The sequence below is a fragment of the Candidatus Tumulicola sp. genome (genome assembly GCA_035601835.1).
Taxonomy (GTDB): domain Bacteria; phylum Vulcanimicrobiota; class Vulcanimicrobiia; order Eremiobacterales; family Eremiobacteraceae; genus DATNNM01.
This window is the reverse complement of record DATNNM010000015.1, coordinates 86,740-100,687: the sequence shown is the minus strand read 5'-3', so window position 1 is coordinate 100,687 and position 13,948 is coordinate 86,740. Positions and strand designations below refer to the sequence as shown.

10 protein-coding genes are annotated in these 13,948 nt (G+C 63.4%); 9 read left to right on the top strand and 1 reads right to left on the bottom strand.

Annotation, left to right across the window (positions count from 1 at the left end):
* Nucleotide 1 precedes the first annotated feature (1 nt).
* From VN934_10170 to VN934_10155, 4 genes are all read left to right on the top strand, one after another.
* Nucleotides 2–679: a hypothetical protein gene (locus VN934_10170; protein ID HXM19153.1), complete on the top strand. Its 678-nt coding sequence runs from the start codon at nt 2–4 to the stop codon at nt 677–679.
* A 12-nt stretch (nt 680–691) separates the two neighbouring features.
* On the top strand, nt 692–1,141 hold the full coding sequence (locus VN934_10165; GenBank protein ID HXM19152.1) for a hypothetical protein: 450 nt from the start codon (nt 692–694) through the stop codon (nt 1,139–1,141).
* 148 nt (nt 1,142–1,289) lie between these two features.
* Nucleotides 1,290–1,670 (top strand): VOC family protein, encoded by a 381-nt coding sequence (locus tag VN934_10160; GenBank protein ID HXM19151.1) that lies wholly within the window; start codon nt 1,290–1,292, stop codon nt 1,668–1,670.
* Nucleotides 1,671–1,726: 56 nt separating this feature from the next.
* A complete protein-coding gene (locus VN934_10155; protein HXM19150.1) occupies nt 1,727–2,275 on the top strand; it encodes a hypothetical protein in 549 nt (182 codons plus the stop codon).
* Nucleotides 2,276–2,313: 38 nt separating this feature from the next.
* On the opposite strand, the gene VN934_10150 is transcribed toward VN934_10155, so the two are convergent.
* Complete coding sequence (locus tag VN934_10150) at nt 2,314–4,236, bottom strand: GMC family oxidoreductase (protein HXM19149.1); 1,923 nt, start codon at nt 4,234–4,236, stop codon at nt 2,314–2,316.
* A gap of 44 nt (nt 4,237–4,280) precedes the next feature.
* On the opposite strand from VN934_10150, the gene VN934_10145 reads away from it, so the two are divergent.
* The 5 genes from VN934_10145 (at nt 4,281) to VN934_10125 (ending at nt 13,864) form a co-directional block, all read left to right on the top strand.
* Nucleotides 4,281–5,171 (top strand): proline dehydrogenase family protein, encoded by an 891-nt coding sequence (locus tag VN934_10145; protein ID HXM19148.1) that lies wholly within the window; start codon nt 4,281–4,283, stop codon nt 5,169–5,171.
* Nucleotides 5,168–5,749, top strand: a complete 582-nt coding sequence (locus VN934_10140) for a hypothetical protein (protein HXM19147.1) — start codon at nt 5,168–5,170, stop codon at nt 5,747–5,749. Before VN934_10145 ends, VN934_10140 begins: the two co-directional genes overlap by 4 nt.
* A 98-nt stretch (nt 5,750–5,847) precedes the next feature.
* Nucleotides 5,848–6,390, top strand: coding sequence for a hypothetical protein (locus tag VN934_10135; protein ID HXM19146.1), 543 nt, complete (start codon nt 5,848–5,850; stop codon nt 6,388–6,390).
* Nucleotides 6,391–6,541: 151 nt separating this feature from the next.
* Nucleotides 6,542–7,969: a class II fumarate hydratase gene (locus tag VN934_10130; GenBank protein ID HXM19145.1), complete on the top strand. Its 1,428-nt coding sequence runs from the start codon at nt 6,542–6,544 to the stop codon at nt 7,967–7,969.
* A 147-nt stretch (nt 7,970–8,116) separates the two neighbouring features.
* Entirely contained in the window at nt 8,117–13,864 is a 5,748-nt protein-coding gene (locus VN934_10125; GenBank protein HXM19144.1) for an Ig-like domain-containing protein, read from the top strand.
* Nucleotides 13,865–13,948 lie beyond the last annotated feature (84 nt).

Here is a 13,948-nt window from a genome sequence, read left to right as displayed (position 1 = left end):
TATGAGCACTACCGTTCACGACGCGACCGAGCGCATCTTTGCGCGCCGCACGACTTCGCCGCTCTGGTTCGGGGCGGTTGCCGCGGCCGCAGGTATCATTTCAGCACTGGCAGCGTCCGCCGCACCCGGCTACCTTCCGTTCACCCCGCCGCCGGGCTGGCAGTACGTCAGGAACAACGCCGGCGTCTTGATCTGGCGCTTGCCCGGCAACGCCTCGTTCCGCCAGAACATCGTCGTCGCGCGCGCCGCCACGCGTCTCACGGCGCAGGCCTACGATTCGCAGCAGCTCAAAGCGCTGCAAAGCGGCGTGCCGGGATTCAAGCTGGGCTCGTTTTCGGACGCGGCCGTCTGCTACGGCGGCCCGGGCCACTACTTCTCGTACGGCGGCGTATCGAATGGGCGACCGTTCGTGGTCGAGCACATGACGATGATCCATGGCGACTTCGCGTGGTCGGCGCAATACACGAGGCTTGCAAGCCAGCCTTCGATCGCAGCGGCGCGCAAGTCGCTGACGACGCTGTGCGGCAGCGATCTCTCGCCGAGCGCGTCGACGCGCGCAACCGCGGTGCCGACGGGCTACGCGGCTGGTGCGTCGCCCTCACCGCCGCCGGATTACAGCCCCACGCAACCGCCGGCTGGCGGTGTCGCAGCGACCGTCACGCCGCGCGTCGGACCGTAGGGAGACCACGAAGTGAGACGTTCCATCATTGCGATCGCGGCGGTGCTCATCGCCGCAGCGCTCTCTTTGCCCGCAAGCGCGAGTGAGTCGCCGTACCCGCACACGCCCGGCCGCGGCGACTACGTGCGCTTTGACGGCAGCATCGGCGGGCAAAAAGAAGCGTGGGCATATTTCGAGCAGCCCTGGCTCGAGGCGTGGCTGCGATTCACCATCAGTGCAGCCGGCAGCCCGAAGGCGTACGTGGCCGAGAAAAGCGTACTCGACGCGATGGCAGACCATGTGTCGGTACTTTCCAATGGTACGAGCGGCGCGGTGGAGGACACGAAGCGGTTTCAATATCTGGGCCGAGAGGACTTCGAGGTGCGCGTGCACGTCACGAGCGGCAAGCTCAAAGGCGCCGAGGTGTGGACCACAGCGTCCGAACTCGTGGACGCCTCCGGCAAAAGCTACCTGAAGCGCTAATAGTCGTGTTAACCTCGATTGTAGTGCCGGGGCTTTAGCCCCGGAGTATGTAGCGTCCCGAGCGAAGCTCAGGCGTGTGAATGTAGCCACGGACCTTTAGGTCCGTGAACGTAGTGCCGGGGCTTTAGCCCCGGAAAAAGGTGAACTCATGACAACTGCAAGCAAAATCGGAATCCGAGGCGTAGACACGACCTCGTACTTGGTCAAGGACCTCGACCGGGCGACGAAGTTCTACACCGACCTGCTGGGCTTTGCCCCGACGTTGAGTTTCCAGCCCGTTGGAGTGGAATGGACCTTTCCGACCGGCGAGACGTTCGGCATCATTAAGCCGCCGAACGCGCCGTGGGAGAAGTTAGGCGGAGTTCATTTCGGCGTCGAGGACATCAACGCGGCGGTCGCGGCATGCAAGACGAACGGGATCAAATTCGAGGACGATGCGAAAGTTTACGAGACCCCCGGCTGTTTTCTGGCTTTCGCTCTGGACAGCGAGGGCAACGAGTTCATTCTCCATCAACTAAAGCCGCGCTAACGGGAACCTCGGATGTAGTGCCGGGGCTTTAGCCCCGGAAGCCAGGATGAAGAGGTTTGGATTTTTCAAAGCTGGCACGCCGGTACTTCCAATTTCTGGAAGAATCAGGTTTTCGTGTCGTCAAGACGGCTGATCAATTCGTTCGGTACGAGTCCTCCAAGGCGGTCGTCCAGATATATCATGGGAGAATTTCAAGAGAGGTCGGCGTTGAACTCGGTCCACAGGACGGCTATGAAGGGATTCGCGTTTTTGGCATTTACGACATAATGGCTTCTTTGGGGATCGATGTTCGAACGAGGTCGGCCTATTTACCGTGGGATATCGAGCAAGATGTCCGCAGACTTGCCGCCTACGTGAAGGACTACTGCGGGCCGGCACTTTCTGGAGATCAAGCATTTTTTCACGGGGTCCTAGAATCGGCGACAACGAGGTCAGACGATGGCGCTAGACGGCGCAGTCTGGTGCAAGCACGGACCCTCGCCAACTTCTTGAAGACTCGCGGCGAGTGGGAACGATTTGTTTTCGTCCTCACGCCCTGGGAGAAACAGTTGTCTGAAGCTGAGCGTGCTGAATTAACTGAAGCAAGGTCCAAGTTAATTAGTTGAGAGCGTCGCAGCTCGGACCGGACGTTTGAGGCTGCCGGTCAGGCGACGTGATGCGACGTCGAGCGATGCGCCAGCGCCATGATCGTCAGCATCGGATTGACGCCTGACGCAAGCGGAAACACCGAAGCGTCCGCCACTAGCAACCCTCGCACGCCGTGCACCGCCCCGAACTCATCTACGACGCCCTGAGCCGGATCGCGATGCATCCGGCACGTCCCCATCTGGTGCGCTGAGAACAGCCCGATCTGGTTCGGCGCCACGCTCGCGCGCGCGATCGCCTCGGCGAACGCGCGCCGCCGCTCCGCAGACGCGTTCTCCCTGCGCAGCTCGAGCGGCTTGGAATGCAGCGTGATCACGTGCCGAGCACCCGCCGCGAACGCCACCTCCACCGTGCCCTGCAAGCCCGCGAGCATGTGCCGCGCATCGTAGGGGTCCAGGCGGTAGTCGACGCCGTCGTTCTTGAGATCCACGCGGCCCTCACCGCGATCGCGCGTCAACGCGATGAACGCGGCCGCATTGCGCGAATCCCGCATGACCTCGAAGTGCGGCGCTCGCCCGCGCCAGGAAATAGCAAAGGCCGACAATCCCGGATGGGCCGGCGCGACTTCCATCGTCACGCCGTATGCATCGTCGATGTCGCCGAACTGATCCGAATAGACGGTCTGCATGCCGCCGCGCCACGTCTCGATGGGCTCGTCGAACCCTGCGAAGATCGCCGTGGTGGGATGCAGATGTAAGTGTCGGCCCACGTGTGCGGAAGCGACGCCGCTGCGCGCCAAGATACCCGGCGATCGCAGACTGCCCGCCGCGATCACCACGACCGGAGCCCTGACCACCGAAGTCACGCCGTCCACGACCGCCTCGACGCCGCGCACCACGCCATCTTCGAGCAGCACATACTCGACGCGCGCTCCGGGCACGATCGCGGCGCCCGCATCAAGAGCATCGCGCAAGTAGGTCGCCTGCGTGGAGCGTTTGCAGCCGTACGCGCAGCCGAAGCCGCAATAGCCGCAGCCTTCGCCGCAACCCGCCGCATTGCGCGGATTCTCGGACGCGTGCCATCCCAGCGCCTGACACCCGCGCAGCAGCGCCGCGTTGTTGGCATTGTGCATACTCGAAGGCGCTATCTCCAAACGCGCGACGACCGCATCGTAGTGCGGCTTAAAAGCCCCAGCGAAATCGACGCCGCCGCTCGCATCGCTCCATTGCGCTGCGACCTTTTCCGAGATCGGCAAACTCGTACACCAATTGATCGTGGTGCCGCCGCCGACGCACGCACCCGCAAGCAGCACGACCGAAACATCCTCAGTGGCCGCGGTGGCATGGTCGAGATACATGGAAGCCATCGCTTCGCCTTCGAGCTGCGACAAGTGCGCAGGATCGGGATTCGGTCCGGCCTCGAGCACCACCACACGACGGCCGGCGCGCGCGAAAAGCGCCGCAGCAACGCCGCCGCCGGCTCCGGAACCGACGACCACGACGTCAGCAGACACCACGGAATCCACAGACACCACCGGAAGCGGCGACGTGGGCAGCGGCCCTGCAGCACCAACCCGATCCGCGCGCGGACCCGGATAACCGATCAGCGGCCACAAAGGATTGCGGCCCCGCTCATCTACCGCCGCGTACGACGCGAACAAGCACAGGCGCTTGAAGGCTTGAAAGCCCGAGCGCATCGCACTCAAGCCGGAGTCGCCCATCGCAAGCAGCAGCCGCTCGCGATCCTCGCGCGACAGCCCCGGAAAAGAAGAGAGTCGTCCGATGAGCAGCGCGCTCAACAACCGTCCGCCCAACATGCGCAACAATCCGCGAAGCTGATCGCGCTTGCGCGGCTCGAGAAGACCAAGCGCCGACTCCACCGTGCGCGCGACCGTCGTAACGTCGCTGCCCGGCGGGGCAAACGTGTCCACGAGCTCCACGACGACGGCACGCTCCGGCGCCGGCAGCGAGAAGGTAGCCATGACGAAGGCCCGCCTTCAGCCCGTGTGGTAGCAGACCCCTTGCGATGACCTCGATCGCAGACGTCCTCAACTCCAGACCCGGCCTCCAGCGCAGGCTGTTCTTCCTCGCCAAACGCTTCGTCGCCGGCGAAACGACCGAAACCGCCATCGCGGCCGTGCAGCGCCTCAACGCCGACGGCCTCTCGTGCACGGTCGACTTCCTAGGCGAGGACGTCACTAACGAACGCGACGCGACCCTCACCACCGACACGTACCTCGAGATGATCGATCGCATCGCGGCAAGCGGCGCGGATTGCAACGTGTCGGTCAAGCTCAGCGCCATCGGGCAAGCGATTTCCGAGGATCTCGCGGTCGCAAACCTGCAGCGCATCACCGCCAAGGCGCGCCCGCTCGACATGTTCGTGCGCTTGGATATGGAAGGTTCGAGCACGGTCGACTCGACCTACCGCATCCTCGATCGCGCGCTCGAGAGCTACACGAACATCGGTCCTGTCGTGCAAGCCTACTTGAAATGCGCGGCTCACGACGTCGAGCGCTGCATCGCACGAGGGTTGCGCGTGCGGCTATGCAAGGGCGCATACAAAGAGCCGGCGCATATCGCCTTCCAGAAGATGACCGACATCCGACGCAATTACATCCAACTCGCGCAGCGTCTCGTGAGCGAGGGCGCCTACCCCGGCATCGCCACGCACGACGAGCAGATCCTCGCTGCCGTGCGCGACTACGCCGCGCGCAACGGGATCGCCCCAAAAAGCTTTGAATTCCAGATGTTGTACGGCATCCGGCCCGGGGCGCAGCGCACGCTGGTCAAACAAGGATACAAGGTGCGCGTCTACGTGCCGTTCGGGTCGCACTGGGCCAGCTATTTCTATCGCCGCCTCGCCGAGCGCAAAGAGAACGTCTTTTTCGTCTTGCGGAGCTTCTTCAGCCGATGAGTTTAGGAATTGGCTTCAATTTCGGAACGGTCTACGTGAAGGACGCGACGCTGCAGAGCGTGAGGACCGCGCTCGAAGAGTTGATGGCGGAAAGCGAGCGCCAGCCCACGACGCAGCGCGGTCTCGAGCCCACCCCCGACACGTGCATCGCGGCCAAACGCGTGCGAAGCTTTGCCATATTTCCGGAAGAAGATGGTTGGATCGCGGTGCTGGAGGACGGCCACGCGTTTGACGACGGCGGGATCGCTGAAGGGCTGTCCGAGGTTCTCCAAACCGAAACGCTGCAGCTATCGTACAGCGACGCGGAGGGCCATTGGTCATATACCAGCTATTGGGAAGGCCAGCCGCTTGAGGCCGGCGGCGCAGACGACGACGATTACGACGTCGGCGCTGCTGAGTTCGTGCGCTCGCGGGCGCTGCCGCACTTCGGTGTCTACTACGAAGAAGTAGCGGCGGCAGCAAGTGCAAGCGCGCCGGTGCTCGCGGGAGCGGAGATCGCCGGCAGCATCCGGCCGCGTCTCCCCATCGGGACCGAGGTCGTGACGTTTCTTCGCCTCGGCCGCCCCCACCCAACATAGCGCCACCCTATGTAGTGCCGGGGCTTTAGCCCCGGATGTGGTATGCCGGACTTTAGTCCGGCAATCGGGAAGACAACCACTACAGGAGGACCTATCTGATGAAGTTCTTGCGATTTGCCGTATTGGCATTGGTGCCTGCGTTGCTGGTCTTGGCCGCGACAACGAGCCACGCCGCCGAATCGGCGAAGACAAAGATTGCCCGAGCGATGTCGGCGGGCCCGGCTTCGATCGCTGCGAACGCGACCGTGGTAGACTTGAACAAAGGCAAGGCCACCGTGCTGCGCAAAGGCACGAACGGCTTTACATGCATCCCCGGGCACCCGGGTATGGTCGGCGACGATCCCATGTGCTTGGATGCGCAGTCAATGCAGTGGGCGAGCGACTGGATGGCTCACAAACCGGCTCCGACGAACACCAAACCGGGCGTCACCTACATGTTTGCCGGCGGTACGGATTACAGCATGACGGATCCCTGGCCAAAACCCGGCAAGCAGGTCTACAAGACTCCGCCGCACTGGATGATCTTGTGGCCGTTTGACCCGAAGGCATCCGGACTACCGTCGGCCTTTCAATCGGCTGGCACGTTCGTCATGTTCAAGGGCACGCCGTACGCGCACCTGATGATCATCGGAAAGCCCTAAGAAGCCACGTAACCACGGTTGAACGTAGCCACGGACCTTTAGGTCCGTGTATGTAGTGCCGGGGCTTTAGCCCCGGCTGATTCCAGGCGGGCAAGCGACGTTAGTCGCCGCAGCCCAGGGCGCACGGGAGCGCCTCGCCGAAACCCCGCCCATGAAGAACAAGCCCGACGTCCCCACCCGGACGGAGCGCGATTCCATGGGCGAAATGCAAGTGCCCAGCCAAGCCCTCTACGGCGCCAGCACGCAGCGCGCTGTGCTGAATTTCCCGATCAGCGATCTGCGCTACCCGCGACGCTTCATCAAGGCGCTCGGCCAAGTGAAGCTCGCAGCGGCTCAGACCAACGCCGAACTCGGTCTGCTCGACAAAGCGTTCGCCGATCCGATCGTCAAGGCCGCGCAAGAAGTCGTCGACGGCAAACTCGACGAGCATTTCGTGCTGGACATCTTCCAGACCGGCTCGGGCACGTCCACCAACATGAACGCCAATGAAGTCATCGCGCATCGCGCGGCGTCCCTCGTCGGTGCCAGCCCGCCGTCCACGAAGATCCACCCGAACGATCATGTGAACTTCGGCCAATCGAGCAACGACGTCATCCCCACGGCCACGCACATCGCCGCGGCCAGTGCTATAAAGGAAGATCTGCTCCCGGCGCTGGCAACCCTGAAGCACTCGCTCGAGAAGAAATCCAAAGAGTTTTGGAAGATCGTGAAGACTGGGCGCACGCACCTGCAGGACGCCACGCCCATCCGCCTGGGTCAGGAGTTCCTCGGCTACGCCGGCCAGATCGAGCGCGGCATCAAACGCGCCAACCAAGCGCTCGAGGAGCTGAGCGAGGTGGCGCTCGGGGGCACCGCCGTCGGCACGGGCATCAACACCCACCCCGAGTTTGCCAAAAAAGCGAGCGCCCGACTCTCCCACATGACCGGGCTGCAGATCCACGAAACCAGCAATCATTTCCAGGCCCAAGCCACGCTCGACAACTGCGTGGCTGCAAGCGGCGCGCTCAAGACGATCGCGGTCTCGATCATCAAGATCGCCAACGACGTGCGCTGGCTCGGGTCCGGTCCGCGCGCCGGCATCGGCGAGCTCGACCTGCCGGCTGTTCAGCCCGGCTCCTCGATCATGCCCGGCAAAGTCAATCCGGTCATCGCCGAGTCGGCCATCATGGCTTGCTTCCAGGTGATCGGCAACGACGCCACCATCGCGCTTGGCGGGCAAAGCGGCAATTTCGAGATCAACCTGACCATGCCGATCGTCGCCTACGACCTGTTGCAATCCGTTTCGCTGTTGGCCAAGACGGCCAAGAACCTCGCGACCCAGTGCATCGACGGGTTGAAGGCCACCGAGCGCGGCCCCGAGATGGTCGAGCGCGGCCTGGCCATCGGCACCAGCCTGGCGCCGATCATCGGCTACGACGCCGCGGCCGCCATCGTCAAGGAAGCGGCCAAGACGGGGAAAAGCATCCGCGAAGTAGCGCGCGAGAAGACCGAGCTGTCCGAGAAGCAACTCGACAAGATCCTCAATCCTGCGTTGATGGTCGAACCGAGCGCCGACCGGGTCGGCGCCGGCGGCGGCTAAAATGTAGCGTTCCGAGCGAAGCTCGGAGGTACTAATGTAGTGCCGGGGCTTTAGCCCCGGAATCCGGACCTAAAGGTCCGGCACTACAAGCGCGCTGAAACTGCTCTCCCCCTAAGCGCGGCTTCGTATCACACTGGAGGGCACGACATGCAACGGACCGGCACGGCCGTCAGAGCCTGGCGGAGTTTTGTCGTTGTCCTCGCCGCGTTCGCAGCGCTAACCGCGCTGGCCGGCTGCAAGGGCGGCATCGGCAACATCGCCGCCGGCAACGGCCCACTGCCTGAAGTCTCGCCGCTGCCGTTCCCCGCGCTGCCGTCGCTCGTGCGGCAGATCGGTCCCAAAGGCCAAGTCGACACGCTGGCCCAGATCATCATCCGCTTCAAAGACGATCTCATCCCGCTTGAGGCCATCGAAAGTCCCGACCAACAGTCGAAGCTCGCGATGTTCGACATCCAGCCGCCGCTGCCCGGACACTTCCGTTTTCTCACGCCCAAGATGGTCGGCTTCCAAGCGGACAGAGCGCTGCCCAAAGCCACGCGCATTCGGGTCACGCTCAAAGCCGGCCTGAGCGATCTCAAAGGTAACACACTCGCGCACGACCTCGCGTGGACCTTCGCCACCGAACCCATCCAGCTGACGAATCTGCCGACGGGTGAGGCACCTCGGCCGCTCAAGCCGACGCTTGAGATCCAATCCAATCTCGAGTTGGACCAGAGTTCGCTCGACAGGCACGTGCAGCTGACGCCGAAAAACGGCAGCCCGGTCGCGATCAGCGTCAAACTCGAGAAGGAGGCCACGCCCAGCCCGGACGACTACGCGGCCGCGAATCAGAAATTCGATCCGTCCGCGCGGCTGTACGTCTATGCGGTCACGCCGCAGCGCGATCTCGAAAAGGCGACGACCTACACGCTCTCATTTGATCCGGGTCTCATCCCGCAACACGGCAACCTGCCGAGCGACAAATCGTTCAGCGGCGAGTTTCATACGTTCTCACCGCTCGCGCTCCAAGACGTGAGCGCTTACGGTCAACCCGGCGCTGACGGCGCGTATGGCCGCTTCACCACGGGCTCGCCGCAGCTCGATTTCAACAACGGACTCGACGCCGCATCCGCCGCCAAGAACATCAGCATCGCACCCGCCCCATTGAATGCAGCGAACCTCGTGCAAGCGTATGACGGCGAGAGCACCATCTCGATCAATCCGGGGCTGCTGATGCCCAACACCGACTACACCATCACGGTTGCGCCGGGCCTGAAAGACCAGTTCGGGCAAGAGTTCGGCAAGACGCAGACTGAGAGATTCCTCACGGGTGACATCGCCGCGGACATCTGGGCCCCGGCGGGCTTCAACATCTTCCCAGCGGATAAGCGGCTTCAACTCATCGTGTCAACCGTCAACTTGCCGAAAAACAGCGGCTTGCGGATCGCGTTCAAGAGCGTGACGCCGCAAGCTCTGGTCTACCACGATAGCCCGCAAGATCTAGTGGATCTAAGCCAGGCGAGCGATCTCTTCATCGCACAGAAGAAGAACGCGCAGACCAATTACACCGTGCCGCTGGCGCAGCGACTCGGCGGCGCGACCGGCATGCTCGCGTACGGCGTGACCGGCTTCACCTATTCCTACGAAGACCAAGGCACGATGCACGACCGGGTACCTTCGATTTTTGGCGCGGTGCAGCTCACCAACCTCGGCGTCTTCGCGCAATGGTTCCCGCGCTCGGGCCTGGTCCGCGTGCACCATCTATCCGATGGCTCGCCGGTCCAAGGCAGCCAGGTGGACCTCTACGTTTCGGGCGTCAGCGACAAGAGCATCGCGAGCGGGTCGCCGTGCGCGGGCGGCACGACCGACGCAGCCGGAGCGCTGCGCTTGTCGTACGATTCGCTGCGCTCCTGTTACGCCGCGCAGTCCAGCCACACCGAAGGACCCGAACTGCTCGTCGTGGCCCACGACGGCGCGGACTGGGCGTATTCGCGGACCAGCACATACAGCGGCGCGTACGGCTACGGGATCGAAACCAGTTGGTCGGACGGCAGTCCACAAACACGCGGCATCATCTACTCCGATCGCCAGCTCTACCAGCCCAATGAAAAAGTTTGGCTCACCGGCGTCGCCTATTACTTGGAGAGCGACGCGCTGCACCAAGACCGGCACGCCACCTATGCGTTGAAGATCCAAGATCCCAGCGGTAAGGACACGGCCTACGGCGACGTCACGACCAACGACTACGGCACGTTCGCTAAGCAGATCACGCTGAAGCCCAATCAGCCGCTCGGCTACTATCAGGTGAGCGCCTCGGGCGGACGCGGCCTCACGATCCAAGGTCAGTTCCGCGTCGCCGAGTTCAAGCCCCCAAATTTCAAAGTCGAGCTGAAGCTGGACAAAGAATTCGCTGGCGTGGGCGACTCCGTAGCAGCGTCAGCGAAGAGCAGCTATCTGTTCGGGTCGCCGGTGGTCGGCGGCAAATACACGTTCTTCGTCACGCGCGATCAGACGTCGTTCACTCCCAAAGGTTGGGACCAGTTCACCTTCGGCCGCCAATGGTACTGGCCGGAACAGCCGCCGTCGGTGACCAGCGACGTGCTGCAAACGAGCGGCACGCTCGACGCCGGCGGCAACGCTACGCAGCCGGTGAAGGTGGCCAACGACCTTCCGTATCCGATGAACTACCGCGTCGACATGCAGACCACCGACGTGTCGAACCTATCAGTCGCGGATTCGAAGAGCTTCACGGCGCTGCCCGACACGCGTCTCATCGGCTTGCAAAGCGACTACGTCGCGAATCAAGGCAAGCCGTTCAGCGTGCAGGTGATCGTCACCGGGCCCGACGGCGCCGTCAAAGACGGCGAAAGAGTGCACATCGAGCTGCAGAAGATGCAATTCGCCGCGGCGACGCAAGTAGTCGAAGGCGGCCAGACCACGCGCCACGCGGTCGAATACAAGACCGTGGATAGCGCCGACGTCCGCTCCGGCACGACGCCGCAAAGCGCTTCGTTCACGGCCAAAGACTCCGGCATCTTCCGCATCCGCGCGAACTTCGTCGGCGCCGCCGGCGACGCATCCGCGACCGATCAGGCGATCTGGGTGACCGGCGAGGAGATCGTGGATTGGGGCGACCTCAACAAGGATCACCTCGGCATCAAGCTCGACAAGACCAAATACAAAGCGGGCGAGACCGCTACCGCGCTCGTCCAATCGCCCTACCAAGAAGCGGAGCTGTACTTCGCGGTCATCCGATCCGGCGTCATCTATCGCAGCGTTCAGCACGTCAAAGGCGGCGCGCCCAAGGTCCAATTCACCGTGACTCCCGACATGATGCCCAACGCCGCGGTGCAAGCAGTGCTCGTGCGCCAGGGCAAGCCGCTGGCGCAGACCGAGCCGGGCAGCCTGGCCACACTGGCGCAAGTGGGCTTTGCTCCATTCTCGACCAGCCTCGATGACAAGTATTTGAAAGTGCAAATAGCGCCGCAGCAGGCGAAGGTGCGCCCCGGCGGACAGCAGACCGTCAAACTCGCGCTGAGCGATAGCAAGGGCAAGCCCAAACAGGGACAATTCACCGTGATCGTCGCCAACGAAGCGGTGCTGCAGCTCACCGGATTCCGGCCGCCCGATCTTGTGACGACCGTGTGGGCGCAGCAAGACATCACGCAGCGCTTCGCCGACAATCGTCCGCAGGTGGTGCTCCAGCAGCCGGCATCGCCGCTGGCCAAAGGCTGGGGCTACGGCGGCGGTTTCCTGGCAGGCGCGGCGGGCACGCGCGTGCGCACGAACTTCCAGCCGCTCGCGTACTACAACGGTTCGGTGACTACGGACAGCGGCGGCCACGCGCAAGTCTCGTTCAAAGTGCCCGACGATCTCACGACGTGGCGCGTCATGGCAGTGGCCATCGGCTCGTCGGCGGCGGGCAGCGGCGATGAACTGCGCTTCGGCAACAGCGACGCCACCTTCATCACGAGCCAGCCGCTGCTGAGCAACCCGGTGCTGCCGCAATTCGCGCGGCCCGGCGACATTTTCAACGGCGGTGTGGCGATCACCAACAACGACAACAAGACCGGCCCGCTTTCGATCGAGGGCGTCGCGCAAGGGCCGCTGCGCTTCGGGTCCGGCCGTCAAACTGAGCTGACCACGACTTTCGCCGGGCAAGCCGAGCCGGGCACCAAGGCTTATCGCTTCCCGATCTCGGTCAGCGCGCTTGGTCCGGCGAAGGTGCGCTTCACCATCAAACTAGGACCGGAAAGCGATGCGTTTGAGCTGCCGGTGGAATTGCGCGCGCTGCCGATCATGGAGCAAGCCGTGGAGTCGGGCGCGACCACCAGTGCGGCAAGCGTGCCGCTCAAGATCGCGCAGAACGTGTCCAACGACGCAGGCGGTCTTGATTTCTTCCTCGCGAGCCTGCTATTGCCGGAATTCACCTCGACGGCCATCCGCGACGTCCGCGAAGACGAAGATCTGCCGTTCCAAGAACCGATCGCAAGCCAACTGGCGATCACCGCCGACCTGCAAGTCCTCGCCACCAAGTACGGCCAGGTCTTCCCCGACTTCAACGCGCAAAAATCGGCGACGTACAATCTCGGTAAGTTAGCGCGGCTACAACGAGCCGACGGCGGCTTTGGCTGGTATCCGGGCGCCGATCGATCCGATCCGTTCGTCACGCCGTATGCCGCGGAGGCGATCGGCCGCGCGATAGACGCCGGCTTCCAAGTGGATCCGTCGATGGTGTCCGCGCTGAAGAGCTATCTGCACAAGCTGCTCGCCGATCCGGGTCAGTTCGCGTGCAACAGCTCCGCGCCGTGCCGAGCGGAGCTGCGCTTGGGCGCGCTGCTCGGTTTGGCCGGCTTGGGCGAGCGGCGTACGGATTACCTGTCCGATGTCTACGATCAGCGCGATCAAATTAGCTTCGTCTCGCAACTAAAACTGGCGAGCTACCTTTACGATTCGCCCGGCTGGCAAGCGCAATCCACCGCGATGGCTGACAAGATGCTCGAGCTGGTCTACGAGACCGGGCGGACGTCGACCGTCAACGTGCCGCAGCAATGGCGCTGGTTCGACTCGTACACGACCGTGCAATCCCAAGCGCTGCGGCTCTACGTGGCCCAACATAGGCCGGCGGAGGTGCTCGACAAACTCGTGCGCGGCTTGATCGCGCAGCGTCAAAAGGGGACGTGGCCCGAATATTACGAGAACGCCGAGGCGCTCAACGCGCTCGTGGATTACAGCCGCACGCAATCGCCGAATTCTGATTTCACGGCGAGCGCCGATCTCGCAGGCAAACGCATCGCGTCCGCGCACTTCGTGGGCTACAAAAATCCGCAGCGCGAAGTCAACGTCGCGATGGCCGATCTGCCGCGTGGCGCCAACACGATCGCGCTGCAGAAGACGGGCAACGGCACGCTGCACTACGTCGTCGCGTTTTCGTATCGGCTGGCAGGTCCGCAACCCGGCGTGCTGCACGGCCTGCGCGTCACGCGTCAGGTGCATCAGGCCAACGATCCGTCCTTGCTCTTCGCGCTCGGGACCGCTGCACCGCCCGGAAACTTGACGCTGCCCGCCGGTCAAGTCTTCGACATCGGGCTCGAGGTCATCACCGATCACCCCGTCGATCAGGTGCTCATCATCGACCCGCTGCCAGCCGGCCTCGAGGCGGTCGATGCGACGTTCCAAACCTCGACCCAATACTACGAACCGCACAACACCTGGGCGCTGGACTATCAGACGATCTACAAGGACCGGGTGCTGGCGTACGCGAGCCACCTCGATGCCGGCGTCTACGTCTTCCATTACATAGCGCGCTCCGTGACGCCGGGGACTTACTCGTGGCCGGGCGCCGAAGCGCGGCTGCAGTACGCGCCCGAGGAGTTCGGCCGCTCGGCTTCGACCACGCTGCAGATCACCGAGTAAACGAACCCTTTTGTAGTGCCGGGGCTTTAGCCCCGGTTCGGACGCTGGCGAAACGGCTCCGGTGCTATACTTGGCCCAGCAGAA

Excerpts from the sequence above, each read along its gene's own strand:
- VN934_10170 (HXM19153.1), top strand. The coding sequence starts at position 2 with ATGAGCACTACCGTTCACGACGCGACCGAGCGCATCTTTGCGCGCCGC.
- VN934_10160 (HXM19151.1), top strand. The coding sequence starts at position 1,290 with ATGACAACTGCAAGCAAAATCGGAATCCGAGGCGTAGACACGACCTCG.
- VN934_10150 (HXM19149.1), bottom strand. The coding sequence starts at position 4,236 with ATGGCTACCTTCTCGCTGCCGGCGCCGGAGCGTGCCGTCGTCGTGGAG.
- VN934_10145 (HXM19148.1), top strand. The coding sequence starts at position 4,281 with ATGACCTCGATCGCAGACGTCCTCAACTCCAGACCCGGCCTCCAGCGC.
- VN934_10140 (HXM19147.1), top strand. The coding sequence starts at position 5,168 with ATGAGTTTAGGAATTGGCTTCAATTTCGGAACGGTCTACGTGAAGGAC.
- VN934_10135 (HXM19146.1), top strand. The coding sequence starts at position 5,848 with ATGAAGTTCTTGCGATTTGCCGTATTGGCATTGGTGCCTGCGTTGCTG.
- VN934_10130 (HXM19145.1), top strand. The coding sequence starts at position 6,542 with ATGAAGAACAAGCCCGACGTCCCCACCCGGACGGAGCGCGATTCCATG.
- VN934_10125 (HXM19144.1), top strand. The coding sequence starts at position 8,117 with ATGCAACGGACCGGCACGGCCGTCAGAGCCTGGCGGAGTTTTGTCGTT.